The following is a 15187-nucleotide window of genomic DNA, read 5'->3' as shown; positions in this document are numbered from 1 at the left end:
CTACGGTCTGAACATGGCTGCGACCCCCACCGTCTCGATCGTCATCCCCGCCTACAACGAGGAGGAGACGATCCGGCACTGTCTGCTCGCCGCGATCGAGCAGACGGTCGCCGCCGAGGAGATCGTCGTCGTCGACAACCGCTCGACCGACCGCACGGCCGAGATCGTCGAGGCGATGAGCGTCGCGTTCCCCGAGGCCAACATCCGGCTCGTCCGCCAGGACGCCGAGCAGGGCATCACCCCCACGCGCAACGCCGGGTTCGATGCGGCCACCGGTGACGTGATCGGACGCATCGACGCCGACTCTGCGCTCGCCGCCGACTGGGTGGAGCAGGTCAAGGGCGCCTTCGCCACCGGCGACTTCGACGCCGCCTCCGGCTCGGTCGAGTACTACGACATGCCGCTGCGCGGATTCGGACACCAGGCCGACGACGCGTTCCGCCGCCTGCAGGTGAAGCTCGCCGGTGAGTACGTCTTCCTCTTCGGCAGCAACATGGCGCTCACCAAGAACGCATGGCTGGGCGTTCGCGACGACGTCTGCGCCGACCGCGACGACCTCATGCACGAAGACCTCGACCTCTCGGTGCACCTCGCGAAGAACGGCTTCAAGGTCGGATACGTCTCGGCCATGGTCGCCGGGATGTCGGCCCGTCGCCTCGACGACAGCCCGCGCGATTTCCGCTTCTACGTCGAGCGGTTCGAGCGCACGTACCGACTGCACGGCATTCACGACGTTCGCCTGCTCACGCCCATGGTCGTGCTGCTCGGAACGTATCCTGCGCTGCACGCCGAGCGACGCATCCAGGCCCGCCGAGGCCACGCGGGCATCAGCCTTCCCGAGACCGGCGGCCAGCACCACGCCCAGGCCGCCGCGGCCGCCGTGCCGGACTGAGAATCGTCATCGTTCCCGACAGCGCGGAAGTCCGCCTGGCGGGGGTGCACCGGCTCTAGCCTGGGAACATGCACGATCACGCGAGCCCGAGCGGCGGCCTCCGAGGCGCCAGCAACCGGCGTCTGCTCGCGCTCTCGCTGTCGATCACCGCGATCGTCATGGTCGTGCAGATCGTCGGCGCCGTCCTGTCGGGCTCGCTTGCGCTGCTCGCCGACGCCGTGCACATGTTCACGGATGCTGCGGCCCTCGTCATCGCGCTGATCGCCAGCGCCGTGGCCGCGCGCCCGGCCAACGACCGACGCACCTTCGGCTATCAGCGTGCCGAGGTAGCCGGAGCGCTCGTCAACGGAGTGATCCTCATCGTGCTGGCGGTCTGGGTCGCGGTGGAGGGCGTGCGGCGCCTCCTCGAACCCGCCGACGCCGAGGTGACGGGCGGTCTCATGCTCGTCGTCGCCGTCATCGGCCTCCTCGCGAACGCGGCCGCGATGTGGCTGCTGAGCTCGGCGCAGAAGCGCAGCATCAACGTCCGCGGCGCGTACCTCGAGGTGCTGGGCGATCTGCTCGGTTCGGCGGCGGTCATCATCGCCGCGGTCGTGATCCTGTTCACGGGGTGGATGCAGGCCGACGCCGTCGCATCTCTCCTCATCGCGGCCATGATCGTGCCGCGTGCCATCGGTCTGCTGCGCGAGGTCGCGTCGGTGCTGAGCGAGGGCACGCCGAAGGGGATGCAGGTGAGCGAGATCCGCGAGCACATCCTGTCGACCCCGGGGGTCGTCGATGTGCACGACGTGCACGTGTGGCAGCTCACCCGAGGAGCCCCGGTGATGAGCGCCCACGTCGTGGTCGACGACGACGACTTCCGCGGCGGTCGCGCGGGCGGCATCCTGCACGAGCTGCAGGGGTGCCTCGCGACGCACTTCGACGTCGAGCACTCGACCTTCCAGCTCGAACCCGCCGGCCACGTCGAGCACGACGACGCCCGTCACGCCTGACGTCAGGATTCGCGCACGACCTCGTCGGGGCGTTTGTCGGGTCGCAGGCCCCGCCACCGCGCCTGACGCAGGATGCCTCCCGGTGTGAACTCCGCGAACTCCACCTCGCCGACGAGTTCGGGTCGCACCCACAGGGCGTCGGAGGCGTCGGCGGACGGCACGTCGACGAACGGCACCGCGGTCGTGCGCAGCGGCCGCAACACTTCTTCCAGGCGCGCGATCGTCGACTCGCTGAAGCCCGAGCCGACCCGGCCCGCGTAGGCGAGTCCGTCGGGTGTGGGGACGCCGACGAGCAACGATCCGATCGAGCCCGAGCGCCCGCCCTTACCGGGTCGGATGCCACCGATCACGACCTCCTGCGTGCGGGTGAGTTTGACCTTGAGCCACTCTTCCGACCGCACTCCGCGGCGATACCGCGATCGCGGATCTTTCAGCATCACTCCCTCGAGGCCGAACAGCTCGCTCGTCTCGAGAGCCGCGTCGAGGTCGTCGAAGACGGGGGGCAGAACGACCGGGTCGTGGGCACCCTCGGCCAGCGATTCCAGGATGCGGCGGCGCTCGGCGAGAGGTGATCCGGCGGTGTCTTCGCCGCGGAACGACAGCACGTCGAACAGGTAGAGCTTCACCGGGGTGCGCGGTGCTTCCCGAGCGATCTCGCGCGGTTTCTGCAGGTTCATGCGCGCCTGCAGGAGAGGGAAGCTCGGACGGCCCTTCTCATCGAGGGCGACGATCTCGCCGTCGATCACCGCGGGATCGGACCCGAGACCCAGGTCGGTGGCGCTGAGCTCGGGATACTTCGCGGTGATGTCGGCGCCGCTGCGGGCGCGCAGCCGCAGGCGCGAGCCGTCCCACAGGCCGATGGCGCGGACGCCGTCCCATTTCATCTCCACCCACGGGTGCCCGTCGATGGCCCAGCGCCGTGCCGCGTCGCGGGCGAGGCCCCGCGTCGCCGAGGTCGCGATCATCGGGGCGAGGTCGGAGGCCGGGGGAGTCGTCTGTGCCACCGGTCCGTGATCGTGGGGTTGCTCGTCATCGTCGGTCTCATCGATGGGCACGACGGGTTGGCCTTCGGGTTGGGGCCGGCCCGCCGCATCCGTCTTCATCCGATGCAGCAGCCACGTCGATTTCGCCCCCGTGCCGTCGGTGCGGATGAGGGCGAGGCGCACGCGTCCGAGAGGACCGCCCGCTCGGCCCTCGAGGGTGAAGATGATCTCGTCGTCGCGCCACTTCTCGAGCTCGTAGCGGCCTTCGTCCCAGATCGTCATCGTGCCCGCGCCGTATTCGCCCGCCGGGATCGAGCCCGAGAAGGCGGCGTACTCCATCGGGTGGTCCTCGGTCTGCACGGCCAGATTGTTGCGGCTCGCGCTCGGGGGCACGCCCTTGGGCACCGCCCAGCTGGCGAGGACGCCGTCGCGCTCGAGCCGGAGATCCCAGTGCAGGCGTGTGGCGTGATGCTCTTGGATGACGAAAACGGGGAGGCCCTCGGATGCTGCGGCCCCGAGCGGATTCGACGGCACCGGTTCGGGCGTCTTGCCGGCGGCGCGCATGGAGATGTACTCCGACAGAGGACCGGTATCGGCATGCCGGGCCCCCGCGCGGAAGCCGAGGTCGGCCATCGGGTCACCGGCATCCGCCACGCGGTCCAGCACCTCGTCGAACTGCAGGTGGCGCAGGGCGGGATCGTCGAGCTCCTCCCACGTGCGGGGCGCGGCGACCGTCGGTAGCGAGCGGCCTCGCAGGGAGTAGGGGGCGATCGTGGTCTTCGCGCCGTTGTTCTGGCTCCAGTCGATGAAGACCTTGCCCGGTCGCGCCGCTTTCGCCATCTGGCTGACGACGAGCTCGGGATGGTCGGCCTCGATCGCGCGGGCGAGCTCTTTCGCCAGTGCCGTGATCGCATCGCTGGACTGGTCGCCCGGGAGCGGTGCGTAGAGGTGGATCCCTTTGCTGCCGCTCGTCACCGGCAGAGCCTCGAGCCCCATGCCGCCGAGGATCGCCTTCGCCCACCGAGCGACCTCCGCGCACTCGGCGAGCCCGGTACCGGGTCCGGGGTCGAGGTCGAGCACGAGCCGGTCGGCCGGCCCCCTGTCGCCGTCGGGAGCGAACCGCCACTGCGGTACGTGCAGCTCGAGGCTGGCGACCTGGGCGAGATAGACGAGGGTCGCTCGCTCCGTGACGAGCGGATAGTCCTTGGCTCCGGTCGAGTGGTCGATCGCGCGCCGCGCGACCCACGACGGTGCTCCGGCCTCGAGGTCCTTCGCGAAGAACGACATCCCCGGCTGCGCGTCGGTGCCCACGCCGTCGGGCCACCGCTTGCGCGTGACGGGGCGGCCGGCGACGTGGGGGATGAGGAACGGTGCGATGCGGCTGTAGTAGTCGATCACCTCGCCCTTGGTGGTGCCCGTCTCGGGGTACAGCACCTTGTCGAGGTTGGTGATGCGCAGGCGGCGGCCGTCGATCCGCACCGTCTGCTCGCCGCCCGCCATGGGTCCACGCTAGCCCCGCCGCCGCATCCGCCCCCCGACGCCCTCGATGCGCCGTCCCTTTTCGTCCGTACTCAGGATGAATCGAGGGGCTTGCGGGTCGGATGCCGGAATCCCGGGCCGCCGCGGGCCATGCGCAATTCTCATCCTGAGTTCGTGCACAGCGATCGCGCGCACCCGCCCTGTTCGAAGATCGACGGCGAAGGGCGACGCAAGGCGCAAGGCGCAAGGGGATAGCCGTGACGGGTGTGACTGCTGTTCACTGGGAACATGAGGGCGATTTGGAAGGGCGCGTTGACGTTCGGGCTCGTGAACGTGCCGGTGAAGGTCTACTCGGCCACCGAGGATCACGACGTCTCGCTGCACCAGGTGCACAACAAGGACGGCGGGCGCATCCGCTACCAGCGCATCTGCGAGATCGACGGCGAGGTCGTGCCGTTCGCCGATATCGACAAGGCGTACGACGACGGTGAGCAGACGGTGGTGCTCACGAAGGACGACTTCGATGCGCTGCCGTCGGAGAAGAGCCGTGAGATCGACGTGGTGGAGTTCGTGCCGAGCGAGCAGGTCGATCCGCTCATCCTCGACAAGGCCTACTACCTCGAGCCCGATTCCACCTCACCCAAGGCCTACGTGCTGCTGCGCAAGACCCTCGAGCAGACCGAGCGCACGGCGATCGTGCGTTTCTCTCTGCGCCAGAAGACGCGCCTCGCTGCGCTCCGCGTGCGCGGGGACGTGCTGGTGCTGCAGACGCTGCTGTGGGCCGACGAGGTACGCGAGGCGTCGTTCGCGTCGCTCGACGAATCGGTGCGGATCTCGGCGAAAGAGCTCGAGATGTCAGCATCTCTCGTGGAGAGCTTCGCGAAAGACTTCGACCCGGAGGAGTTCACCGACGACTACCAGGCCGAACTGCGCACGCTGATCGACGCGAAGCTCGAGCAGGGCGACGCGCTCGACACCGCGGCGACGTTCGGCGAGCAGGAAGAAGCATCCGACGGGGGAGAGGTCATCGACCTCATGGAGGCCCTGCGTGCGAGCGTCGAGCGCAGTCGGGCAGCGCGCGGCGGGTCGAGCGACGAGAAGAAGGCGCCGGAGAAGAAGCCGGCCGCGAAGAAGCCCGCGGCGAAGAAGAAGGCTTCCTAGGGGGCGGATGCTGCGGCGTCAGACCTTCGGCGCGTCGCCGTCGGTCGGGGTGTGGCGACCGTGCTCGACGACGTCCTCGTCGAGAGCGAGTTCCTGCGCCTCGGTGCGGTCGGTCACCGCATCGCCCGTGCGCTCCGCCTTCTTCGCCTGGGCGCGCTCGCGCAGGAAGTTGAAAGCGATGAACAGCGCCGTACCGGCGACCGCGATGAGCAGGAACACGTCGATGTATTCGGCGACGAACTCACCCACGCCCGGGATCAGGCTGATGAGGAAGCCGAAGATCGTCAGACCGAAACCCCAGATCACGGCGCCGATGAAGTTGTAGAGCGTGTATTTCCACTTGTTCATGTGGCCGACGCCGGCGGCGATCGGTGCGAACGTGCGGACGATCGGCACGAAACGCGCGAGGATCACCGTGGCCGCGCCGAAACGCTCGAAGAACTCATTCGTGCGTTCGACGTTCTTCCGGCTGAAGATGCCGGAATCCTTGCGCTCGAAGATCGCGGGCCCCGCTTTATGGCCGATGAGGTATCCGACCTCGCCTCCGACGAACGCCGACAACCCGATCAGAAGGCCGACGACCCAGACGTTCACCCCGAACACGCCGTGCGGGGGGTGCGTCGTCGGGTTCGACAGAAGCCCCGCGAGCACGAGCAGAGTGTCGCCCGGGAGCAGGAACCCGATCAGCAGGCCGGTCTCGGCGAAGATGATGAGGCACACCACGAGCAGGGCCCAGGGCCCCGCGGCGTCGATGATCGCAGCCGGATCGAGCCAGGGGATGAGCGCGGAATGCTGGATCACGGATGCCTCGGAGGTGTAGGGCCGATAGGTGGGTGGCCGCTAGGGCCGTTGTGCGGAAGGGGGGACTTGAACCCCCACGCCCGAAGGCACAGGAACCTAAATCCTGCGTGTCTACCGATTTCACCACTCCCGCGGGTGCGATCAGTCTAAATGAGGCGTGCGTACGGATATGGCGGGTGAATTCACGGCGAACGGCGCCGCTCTCGCGCTCCACGATGCTCGGCCGGTGACGCCCAGCGCAGACGGCCCGATCACTATTCAGGCAGCCTGAGACACTGGTCGTCAGACAGTTCTCGATGAGGAGATGTGAACCATGGTTGATGCGCAACGGATGATGCGGGCGGCGGTGCTGCGCGGTGACGCGGCGGCGCTGGAAGTGATGGACATTCCCGTTCCTGTCGCGCGCGCAGGTGAGGCTCTCGTGAAGATCATCGCGTGCGGTGTCTGCCACACCGATCTTCACGTCATGAAGGGCGAGGTCGCATTCCCCCGTCCCGCGGTGCTCGGCCATGAGATCACGGGCACGATCGTGTCGCTCGGCGAGGGCACCACCGACACCCGCGGGCTGTCGGTGGGCGACACCGTCGTGGGCGCGTTCATCATGCCCTGCACCGAGTGCCGGTACTGCCTGCAGGGCCGAGACGACATGTGCGAGAACTTCTTCGCCCAGAACCGCCTGCGCGGAACGCTCTACGACGGTGAGAGCCGGCTGAGCCTCGATGACGGGTCGTTTCTGGCCATGTACTCGATGGGCGGTTTGGCCGAGTACTCGGTCGTGCCGCTGTCGGCTCTTGCGCCGTTGCCCGAAAGCCTCGATCCGGTGACCTCGTCGGTGCTCGGGTGTGCGGCGTTCACCGCCTACGGCGCCGTGCGCCGGGCGGGCGCACTGATCGAGGGACAGTCCGCGGCCGTGGTGGCCGTCGGGGGCATCGGCAGCGGGGTGATCCAGGTCGCGGCCGCCGCGGGGGCCTACCCCGTCATCGCGATCGACGTCGCAGACGACAAGCTCGACGCCGCACTCGCGCTGGGAGCCACGCACGCCGTCAATTCCCGCGAGAACGACGTCGCGGCCGCGGTGCGCGAGATCACGGACGGGCGCGGGGTCGACGTGGCCTTCGAGGCCCTCGGCCGGCCCGAGACCTTCCGTCAGGCCGTCTCCCTGCTGGCCGACGGCGGACGGATGGTCGCGATCGGGATCGCCGCGGGCAACGCTACCGCCGAGGTCGAGATCACACCGCTCGTGCGCCGCGGATACACGATCACGGGTTCGTTCGGCGCCCGTACTCGCGAAGACCTCCCCGCCGTCGTCGACCTCGCCGCGAACGGCGGTTTCGACGCCGATCGTCTCGTGACGCGGCGGTACGCGCTCGCCGACGTCGACGAGGCGTTCCAGGCGCTCGCTCGCGGCGAGATCACCGGGCGCGCGGTCATCGTGATGGGATGAGTGCGATCCCACGGTCGCCCGCGACCGGGGGCTGACGGGGCCGGCCCACCTCGCCCGGGTCTTGGACGCGCGGGTGCGCTTGCGGTGGTTGCGCCTCCGCGTCGGCGTCTGTCAGGTCATGTCTGAGAGGGCATAACGTGCGCGCATCTGCTCGCCCGCTGCGGGGCCGGCGCGGAACGCGAAACGCGGGTCGGACACGGTCATACCGGACACGGGATCGATCGTCTGCGGATCCACTTCGCGTCCGGTTTCGGTGTCGACGAGGATCATCGCCCGTTCGGATGGGGCCAGTTGCTCGTTTCTCCACGCGGCCATCGCCACCAGGATCGGCCGCAGAGATCGGCCGAAGTCGGTGAGCACGTACTCGTGCCGGACGGGCCGCGCCTGGTACGCGCGCTTGGCCAGGATGCCGGTTTCGACCAGGGTCTTGAGCCTGGTGGTGAGCATGCTGGAGGACAAGCCGATGTTCGCCTCGAACTGGTCGAACCGGGTGAAGCCGTCGAAGCAGTCGTGCAGGATCAAGATCGTCCACCACTCGCCGACGTACGACATCGCCGTCGACAGGGGGCACTCGCGGTCCTCGGCTCGGATGTGCGCAGTCACGGGCTCCTCATTTCCGGATGGGCGGTCGGGCCGACGGCGGTTCCCGCCCCGCCAGCGACTGCTAATGTAGCAGTGACAGTGACTGCGAAAACAGAAGTAAGGATGCCGCGGCCGGCGCCCTGGCGCGACACGACGACCGACGACGGAACGACCGGCACCATCTGACGACCACGCCCGCCCCGCGCGAAACGGAGAACATCGTGACTGACATCTTCACCGCCTACGACCCCGAGACCGTGCCGTCACCGGCGGTCGCCTACCTCGACGCACGTGACGAGAATCGTCACGCCGATGCTGCGGCCATGTTCGCACCCGACGCGACCGTCATCGACGACGGGAAGACCTACGAGGGGATCGATGCCATCACCACCTGGATCGAGAGGTCGTCGACCGAGTACGCCTACACCAGTACCCGCATCGGTCAGCAGATCGCCGACGAGACTCACCCGGTCGTGAGGGTTCGACTGGACGGGAACTTCCCGGGCGGCACCGTCACCCTCCGCTACGAGTTCGACCTTCGGGGCGAGTCCATCAGCCGGTTGGTGATCGACGTCTGATCGCCCACCCGTGGTCGGGATCCGGGATGCGCGTGCATGAGGGGATGTATGCGTGCTGTGGACAACCTCGGCCGCCCTGGGCTGCGTTGTTGCCAGGATGCTGGGCGTGAGCTTCGCCATCGCTTCCCCCACCGCGACAGCGGAGGTCGTCGAGCGTGTGCGCGAGCGGCTGCGTGCCGAGGAGAGCGATCCGGCCCGTGATCCGGAGTACGCGGAGCGGGTGATCCGCTCCGAGGTGCGACGGCACAACGACTTCGCCCTCGCGAGGGGGATCCCGCCTGTCGACGACGAGGGGGCGTGCGTGCGCGACGTGCTCGCCCAGCTCACCGGGTACGGGCCGCTCCAGGCGTACCTCGACGACCCCACGGTCGAGGAGGTGTGGCTCAACGCCCCCGATCGGGTGTTCGTCGCGCGCGGAGGGGTGGCCGAGCGGGTGCCGGTGTCGCTCACCGACAGTGCGGTGAGAGACCTGGTCGAGCGGATGCTGCACACGAGCGGTCGCCGCGTGGACCTCAGCCAGCCGTTCGTCGACGCGTCGCTGCCCGACGGGTCGCGGCTGCACGTCGTGATCCCTGACATCACCCGACGGCACTGGGCCGTCAACATCCGGAAGTTCCTCCCGGCCTTCCGCGATGTGGGGCGTCTGGTCGCGACGGGGTCGCTCGCTCCGGAGGCCGCCGACCTGCTCGTCGATGCGATGCGGCAGGGGCGCAGCATCCTCGTGTCGGGGCCGACCCATGCGGGGAAGACGACGCTCCTCGCGGCGCTCGTCGCCGCTTCCGCCCGCTCCCAGCGCATCGTGACGGTCGAGGAGACGTTCGAGCTCGCCATCGATGCGCCCGACCTCGTCGCGTTGCAGGGGCGCCAGCCGAGTCTCGAGGGTGGGGGAGAGGTCACTCTCCGGCGGCTGGTGAAGGAGGCGCTGCGCATGCGCCCCGATCGCGTCGTCGTCGGCGAGGTGCGCGACGCCGAGGCGCTCGATCTGCTGCTCGCGCTCAATACGGGCGTGCCGGGGGCAGCCACGATCCACGCGAACTCCGCGGCGGAGGCCCTGGCGAAGCTCGCCGCTCTGCCGCTCCTGGCCGGACGCAACATCGACGCGCAGTTCGTGCTCTCGGCCGTCGCCCGCTCGGTGCATCTCGTCGCGCACTGCGGACGCGATGCGCGCGGCCGGCGACGGGTGCTCGAAATCGTCACTCCGACCGGGCGGCTCGTGGGCGATGCCGCCGAGGTGCGGTCGCTGTATCGGGCGGGTCGATCGTGACGCTCGTGCTGGGGGCGCTGCTGGCCGGGGGGATGCTGCTGGTCGCGTCGCCGTGGCTGTGGCCGAGCGGGCAGGCATCTTCGGCCCCGGAGCCGGACGGCGCGCTCCTGCGGCTGCTCGAGTCGGCGGGGTTCGCGTCGGTGCGACCGCGCGTGGTCGTCGTGCTGGGCACGGTCTTCGCATTGCTCGCGGCGGCCATCGTGTGGCTAGCGACCGCGGTGCCCGCGCTCAGCCTCATCTCGGGTGCGGCCGCGGCGGTCGCCCCGATCGTGTGGCTGCGCGCCCGGCGCACCCGACTGCTGCGTACCCGGCGCGCGCTCTGGCCCGACGTGTGCGATCTGCTGATCGCGTCGGTGCGGGCGGGCATGTCGTTGCCCGACGCCGTGGCCAGCCTGGCGTTCTCCGCCCCGCCCGCGCTTCGGCCCGCGTTCGCCGCATTCGGCAGCGACATGGCAGCATCCGGTCATTTCGACTCGAGTGCAACGCGACTGAAGACGGCGTTGTCCGACCCGGTCGCCGACCGCATCATCGAGACCCTGCGGATGGCGCGGCAGGTCGGCGGCACCGAGCTGACGGCGGTGCTGCGTGCGCTCGCCGGTTCGGTGCGCGCCGATGCGGCCCTCCGCGGCGAGGTCGAGGCGAAGCAGTCGTGGATCCGCGGGGCGGCCGTGCTCGGGGTCGTCGCGCCCTGGGTGATCCTCGTGCTGTTGGCGCTGCGCCCCGAGGGGTCTCGCGCTTATGCCAGCGGCGAAGGGGTCGGGCTCATCCTGGCCGGGGCGGTCGTGTCGGTGGTGGCGTTCCGCGTGATGCTGCGCATCGGTCGGCTTCCGGAACCTCGGCGGTGGTTCGGGTGAGCCCCGGGCTGCTCACGGAGACGGCCCTCGCTGTGCTGCTCGGCTGCGCGTTCGGGGTGGGGGTGTGCCTCCTGGCCTCACTCGCCCCGCGCGTGAGCGCGCCGAGCCTCTCTCGCCGCATCGCTCCCTACATCCGCGACGTCGTCGACCCGCGTGGTCTCGGCCCGGCCCAACCTCCGACCGCAGGACTACGCGGGGCGTGGGATGACGCACTCGCCCGACTCGGCCGCATGCTCGGTGGGGCGGAGGCCGCACAGCACCGCATCGATCAGGCCGGCTGGGAGACGGATGCTGCGGGGTTCCGCGCGCGTCAGATGGTGTGGGCGCTCGCCGGACTCGGTGCGGGCGGGCTCATCGTCGTGCTCATGGCCGTGGCGGGCACGCTCACGCCCCCTGCGGGTCTCGTGCCCGTCGCGGCTGCCGTGACGGCCGCGATGGCGTGCGACGCTCGACTCACGGGGGCGGCGCACGCGCGCGTGCGGCGGATCGAGGAAGAACTCCCCACCGTGCTCGACTTCCTGGCGCTGTGCCTTGCGGCGGGCGAGGGAATCCTCGACTCGCTCCGGCGGGTGGGTGAGATCGGCTCGGGGGAGCTGACCGCGGAGTTCCGCCGCACGGTGCTCGACGTCGGGACGGGATCGCCGCTGCCCGAAGCGCTCACGGCGCTCAGTCGCCGCATCCGCATCCCCGCCGTCTCGCGATCGATCGACCACATCGTGGCCGCGCTCGACCGCGGCGCCCCGCTCGCCGCCGTGCTGCAAGCCCAGGCCTTCGATGCGCGCGAAGACGCCAAGCGCACGCTCATCGAGCAGGCGGGGCGGAAGGAGATCCTCATGCTCGTGCCTGTCAAGTACGAGATATGAGCTTTCTGAGTGGGGCCGAGACACCCTTACGGAGGGTTTGGCTGAGTTCCAACGAACTCAGACCAACAGGAGCGATCCCATGATGACCCTCGAGAAGCCCGAACCCCAACCCCGATCACTCGCGACGGGGCCCAACGGTGAGACCGCAGAGTACGTCTTCGTGACACCCGAGCTCGCCGCGACGTGGCTCGCCCTCAACGTCGACCGCAACCGGAACGTGAAGAAAAGCCGCATCGGCGGGTACGTGCGTGACATCCAGAACGACAGTTGGGTGATCACGGGGGAGGCCATCAAGTTCGACACGGAGGGCCGACTCATTGATGGTCAGAACCGGTGTCACGCGATCGTCGCTGCCGGTCAGGGTGCGTGGGCTCTGGTGGCCCGTGGAATCAGCCAGGACGCTCTTGTGGTGCTCGACTCGGGCTCAGCCCGCAACACGGGAGACATGCTCGTCATCACGGGCCTAGCGGACAAGGCAGACGCGAAGGACGTGGGCGCCATCGCCCGCCTGCATGTCGCGTGGACGGCCGGCGATGTGAAGCACGCTGCGTCACACATCGGTGGTAGTTCGCAGCTCACGAAGACCGAGATGGCCGAAGCGGTCCTCGCTATCCCGAACATCGAGTTCGCCGCCCGGTACGCGCGCGGCATGTACCGGTACCTGCGTCTCCCGGTCAGTGCCATGGGTGTCGCGTTCCTCGAGTTCAACAAACTCAGCGTCGACGACACCGCCGAATTCTTCAACCGGATCCGAGACGGCATCCAGAACGGCCCCGGAGACCCTTTCCTGACACTCTCGCGCCGCGTGTCCAACGATCTTCAGGCGGGCGCGTCACGGCGCATCCTGCCCGGGCAGGCACTCTTCTATCTTTTCCGCACATGGAACGCGTTCCGCACGAATGAATCGCTCGTGAAGCTTCAGATTGGTTCCCCGCAGGCGGGTTTCACTCCGGTGCCCGCACCTCGGTAATTGGACTGCCCACCACTCGATACACTCACAGACGAATCTCTTGGGGGGAATTTCAATGAAGAAGGCATTTCAAGGCGCATCCTTCGCGCTCGTAATCACTCTTGGTCTCACCGCTTGCACCGCTACGCCGACCCTAGAAGTGACGACAGCGCCGCCTGTTGCGGTCGAGTCGACTCCGACGCCCACACCGACGCTTGAGCCGACGCCTGAAGCTGTTAGAGGCACCCGAGCCAACCCACTGGCCGTGGCAGAGTCACGAAAGATCTCCGAGGCGTCCATGTGGACGGTCGGCGCTTCTTCGGCAACCGAGGTCAACGACGGCTATGTAGTGCTCCCTGTTTCGATCGGAATTGACTGGGCCGCGTATGAGCAGCAGGTGATCGAGTCTGGTGAGACTGTCGAGAATCCGAGCGCCGACCCGTGGGTGAGTCTTAGGTTCGAATTCGTGACTGCCGCCGGTCGTTCATTCACCACCATGGACAACTACTCCGTCAATATCGAAGACGAGCTCTACAAGATCGGAGCTGTCTACCCGCCCGCAGACGCGGTTTCAGGCAGGGTCGCAATCAGCGTCCCGGCCGATCAGGTCGCAGGTGGTACCTGGGTCGTCCAGAACTCGGCCGGCGAGCAACTCTTCATGGCGGTCGACTAATCCAGCACTTCGATCCGCTGCGTGACGCCGGACAGCCGACATGTCCTACTTGCGAGACGGTTCTGCGCGACGACCCGCGCGGCTTCTGTTGCGCCACCTGCAACACCATCTGGCGGGATGTCCCACCCCGGTCTTAGGCTCATCGCCTCGGGCCGGGGAAAGGGACAACTGGCCGGTGGGAACGAACAGACGGTACGCGCACGTCGTCGACAAGCGGATGGACGACCGGATCCTCGGCCAGGTAGCGCGCGACGGCGAACTGCAATGCCTCACGGCCGAGGAGCTCGAGCTGACCCGCTTGCCCCTGACCATCGATCCCCACCCGCAGCCCTGTAGAGCTTGGGTGCGGTTCGGCGCCACGGCCGTGCAGGTCGACGCGAAGATCGACCGGTGGACACCCCGTGCGATTGGTATTCGGTTCATGGTGATGGAGCGGGAGATGCGCACGTGGGTGTGGGCCTCCGCTGTCGAGCGATCCTCGTAGGCTGGTTTGCATGCTGATCGGCACCATCCGTCCCGTCGAGACCCGAACCTTCGACGTCGAAGGCAAGTCCCTCGACGACATCCAGGAGAAGCTCGAGGCGCTGCGCCCCGAGGGGTTCGACCTCGTGAAGTCCACCGCGCACCCGGTGAAGGGGACCATGCTCCTGTCATCCGTGGGCACGTTCGCTCGCCGCGACGGTGCCCGCGAGATCGAAGCCGACAACCGTGCCACGCTCGACGCGAAGGTGCCCGACGGCTACGAGCTCCTTACCCTCAGAGCTCTCTGAACCCTCACGGTGTTGGCGCAGGGCCAGGGGCGAAGTCTCCCGTGAAGTACGCGGTCAAGTAGGCGCCGAGGAACGTTGTCGGGATAGTCGCTACCGCGGTCCAGAAGATTGTGCGAGCGGTCGCGCCGCGAGCAGCACGGTCGCGCCAAGTCTCCTCGCGGGATTGGCCGCGGAAATGGAAGGAGTTCTGTTTGACGCGCGACTGCCGGGCGAGGCCCATCGACCACTTGCGAACGCCGACCACGGCCGCGATGAAGACGACACCGGCGAGCAGGTGTGCGGGAGCCGGCATGGTCACAAGACTGCTCAGCCACACCCATAGAGCTAACGCCGCTGCCGGAAACAGCCACACTGCCAGGGAGCTCACCCGCACCCACGACGTGCGTGGACTACCCGAGCTGATAAGTCGCCGGATCGCTGTCTCCCGCATCTGACTGGCGAACATCGCCGCCATGTCATCGCCGTACGGGAAAGCGCTCACAGCGGCTTCCTGACACTGAATCTGCAGGGTTACCGGACCGTCCGCATCAGGCCCCGACCCGTTCACCACCATGGCGAAGTCGATTCTGTCCCGGTCGAGGATGCCCAGCTTGAAGGCCTTCTCCTCGGCCATCTGACGTCCGCCGACGCTGTACGTCACCGAAGTAGCTGTCGCCCCGCCGAGGAACGCGCCACCCATCTGCTTCGCCTGGTGCTCGATGTCCTCGCGGATGTCGCGGAGAACTTCAACGTCCAGCGTCATCGAGCGCAGGAAGTCCCGGCGCACGTTCGCGTCCGCCTTACCGGTCTCAGTTCGCTCTGGGCCGTACAGCCAATCCATCCCCATGTCACTGATCCTGGCAGATGCCTTTGTGCGCGGGGCGATGGTGTCCCGTACCAACGAAACGCCCCCTCGAACCCGC

At 68.3% G+C, this 15187-nt stretch carries 16 protein-coding genes and 1 tRNA gene; 12 read left to right on the top strand and 5 right to left on the bottom strand.

Annotated elements, in window-relative coordinates; genetic code table 11:
• The first annotated feature begins 13 nt into the window (after positions 1 to 13).
• Together ABTU82_RS02370 and ABTU82_RS02365 are read left to right on the top strand one after the other, a co-directional pair.
• Positions 14 to 892, top strand: a complete 879-nt coding sequence (locus ABTU82_RS02370; RefSeq protein WP_407171463.1) for a glycosyltransferase family 2 protein — start codon at positions 14 to 16, stop codon at positions 890 to 892.
• A 68-nt stretch (positions 893 to 960) separates the two neighbouring features.
• The gene (locus tag ABTU82_RS02365) at positions 961 to 1884 is read left to right on the top strand and encodes a cation diffusion facilitator family transporter (protein ID WP_407171461.1); all 924 of its coding nucleotides are present in this window, start codon (positions 961 to 963) and stop codon (positions 1882 to 1884) included.
• 2 nt (positions 1885 to 1886) lie between these two features.
• On the opposite strand, the gene ABTU82_RS02360 is transcribed toward ABTU82_RS02365, so the two are convergent.
• Complete coding sequence (locus tag ABTU82_RS02360) at positions 1887 to 4367, bottom strand: ATP-dependent DNA ligase (RefSeq protein ID WP_407171459.1); 2481 nt, start codon at positions 4365 to 4367, stop codon at positions 1887 to 1889.
• 267 nt (positions 4368 to 4634) lie between these two features.
• Here ABTU82_RS02360 and ku point away from each other — a divergent pair, with 267 nt between their 5' ends.
• Complete coding sequence (ku, locus tag ABTU82_RS02355; protein WP_116646787.1) at positions 4635 to 5507, top strand: non-homologous end joining protein Ku; 873 nt, start codon at positions 4635 to 4637, stop codon at positions 5505 to 5507.
• A gap of 18 nt (positions 5508 to 5525) precedes the next feature.
• On the opposite strand, the gene ABTU82_RS02350 is transcribed toward ku, so the two are convergent.
• Together ABTU82_RS02350 and ABTU82_RS02345 are read right to left on the bottom strand one after the other, a co-directional pair.
• Positions 5526 to 6305 carry a DedA family protein gene (locus ABTU82_RS02350; RefSeq protein ID WP_407173279.1) on the bottom strand — a complete coding sequence of 260 codons (780 nt, stop codon included), beginning with the start codon at positions 6303 to 6305 and terminating at the stop codon, positions 5526 to 5528.
• A gap of 54 nt (positions 6306 to 6359) precedes the next feature.
• Positions 6360 to 6441, bottom strand: a tRNA-Leu gene (locus ABTU82_RS02345).
• Positions 6442 to 6621: 180 nt separating this feature from the next.
• Here ABTU82_RS02345 and ABTU82_RS02340 point away from each other — a divergent pair.
• Complete coding sequence (locus ABTU82_RS02340) at positions 6622 to 7752, top strand: zinc-binding dehydrogenase (RefSeq protein WP_407171456.1); 1131 nt, start codon at positions 6622 to 6624, stop codon at positions 7750 to 7752.
• A gap of 111 nt (positions 7753 to 7863) precedes the next feature.
• On the opposite strand, the gene ABTU82_RS02335 is transcribed toward ABTU82_RS02340, so the two are convergent.
• Positions 7864 to 8304 carry a winged helix-turn-helix transcriptional regulator gene (locus tag ABTU82_RS02335; RefSeq protein ID WP_407171453.1) on the bottom strand — a complete coding sequence of 147 codons (441 nt, stop codon included), beginning with the start codon at positions 8302 to 8304 and terminating at the stop codon, positions 7864 to 7866.
• 251 nt (positions 8305 to 8555) lie between these two features.
• On the opposite strand from ABTU82_RS02335, the gene ABTU82_RS02330 reads away from it, so the two are divergent.
• The 8 genes from ABTU82_RS02330 (at position 8556) to ABTU82_RS02295 (ending at position 14285) form a co-directional block, all read left to right on the top strand.
• Entirely contained in the window at positions 8556 to 8912 is a 357-nt protein-coding gene (locus tag ABTU82_RS02330) for a nuclear transport factor 2 family protein (protein WP_116646790.1), read from the top strand.
• 106 nt (positions 8913 to 9018) lie between these two features.
• Entirely contained in the window at positions 9019 to 10176 is a 1158-nt protein-coding gene (locus tag ABTU82_RS02325) for a TadA family conjugal transfer-associated ATPase (protein WP_240606766.1), read from the top strand.
• The gene (locus ABTU82_RS02320) at positions 10173 to 11030 is read left to right on the top strand and encodes a type II secretion system F family protein (RefSeq protein WP_116646277.1); all 858 of its coding nucleotides are present in this window, start codon (positions 10173 to 10175) and stop codon (positions 11028 to 11030) included. Before ABTU82_RS02325 ends, ABTU82_RS02320 begins: the two co-directional genes overlap by 4 nt.
• Complete coding sequence (locus ABTU82_RS02315) at positions 11027 to 11893, top strand: type II secretion system F family protein (RefSeq protein ID WP_407171451.1); 867 nt, start codon at positions 11027 to 11029, stop codon at positions 11891 to 11893. The genes ABTU82_RS02320 and ABTU82_RS02315 overlap by 4 nt, the downstream gene beginning before the upstream one ends.
• A 79-nt stretch (positions 11894 to 11972) precedes the next feature.
• Positions 11973 to 12863, top strand: a complete 891-nt coding sequence (locus ABTU82_RS02310; protein ID WP_407171449.1) for a hypothetical protein — start codon at positions 11973 to 11975, stop codon at positions 12861 to 12863.
• Between the two features lie 55 nt (positions 12864 to 12918).
• On the top strand, positions 12919 to 13515 hold the full coding sequence (locus ABTU82_RS02305) for a hypothetical protein (RefSeq protein ID WP_407171447.1): 597 nt from the start codon (positions 12919 to 12921) through the stop codon (positions 13513 to 13515).
• Positions 13516 to 13690: 175 nt separating this feature from the next.
• On the top strand, positions 13691 to 13999 hold the full coding sequence (locus tag ABTU82_RS02300; RefSeq protein WP_407171444.1) for a hypothetical protein: 309 nt from the start codon (positions 13691 to 13693) through the stop codon (positions 13997 to 13999).
• Between the two features lie 10 nt (positions 14000 to 14009).
• Entirely contained in the window at positions 14010 to 14285 is a 276-nt protein-coding gene (locus tag ABTU82_RS02295; RefSeq protein ID WP_407171441.1) for a hypothetical protein, read from the top strand.
• Positions 14286 to 14289: 4 nt separating this feature from the next.
• Here the strand turns inward: ABTU82_RS02295 and ABTU82_RS02290 are convergent, their stop codons facing one another.
• Entirely contained in the window at positions 14290 to 15111 is an 822-nt protein-coding gene (locus tag ABTU82_RS02290) for a hypothetical protein (protein ID WP_407171438.1), read from the bottom strand.
• Positions 15112 to 15187: the final 76 nt, after the last annotated feature.

The organism is Microbacterium deferens (assembly GCF_045517775.1).
GTDB lineage: Bacteria > Actinomycetota > Actinomycetes > Actinomycetales > Microbacteriaceae > Microbacterium.
The sequence above is the reverse complement of the archived record's forward strand: the minus strand, read 5'-3'. Positions and strand labels throughout refer to the sequence as shown.

Bases quoted from the DNA above. Each gene is read 5' to 3' on its own strand.
- ABTU82_RS02370 (WP_407171463.1), top strand. From the start codon at position 14: ATGGCTGCGACCCCCACCGTCTCGATCGTCATCCCCGCCTACAACGAG.
- ABTU82_RS02365 (WP_407171461.1), top strand. From the start codon at position 961: ATGCACGATCACGCGAGCCCGAGCGGCGGCCTCCGAGGCGCCAGCAAC.
- ABTU82_RS02360 (WP_407171459.1), bottom strand. From the start codon at position 4,367: ATGGCGGGCGGCGAGCAGACGGTGCGGATCGACGGCCGCCGCCTGCGC.
- ku (WP_116646787.1), top strand. From the start codon at position 4,635: ATGAGGGCGATTTGGAAGGGCGCGTTGACGTTCGGGCTCGTGAACGTG.
- ABTU82_RS02340 (WP_407171456.1), top strand. From the start codon at position 6,622: ATGGTTGATGCGCAACGGATGATGCGGGCGGCGGTGCTGCGCGGTGAC.
- ABTU82_RS02335 (WP_407171453.1), bottom strand. From the start codon at position 8,304: ATGTCGTACGTCGGCGAGTGGTGGACGATCTTGATCCTGCACGACTGC.
- ABTU82_RS02310 (WP_407171449.1), top strand. From the start codon at position 11,973: ATGATGACCCTCGAGAAGCCCGAACCCCAACCCCGATCACTCGCGACG.
- ABTU82_RS02305 (WP_407171447.1), top strand. From the start codon at position 12,919: ATGAAGAAGGCATTTCAAGGCGCATCCTTCGCGCTCGTAATCACTCTT.
- ABTU82_RS02295 (WP_407171441.1), top strand. From the start codon at position 14,010: ATGCTGATCGGCACCATCCGTCCCGTCGAGACCCGAACCTTCGACGTC.
- ABTU82_RS02290 (WP_407171438.1), bottom strand. From the start codon at position 15,111: ATGGGGATGGATTGGCTGTACGGCCCAGAGCGAACTGAGACCGGTAAG.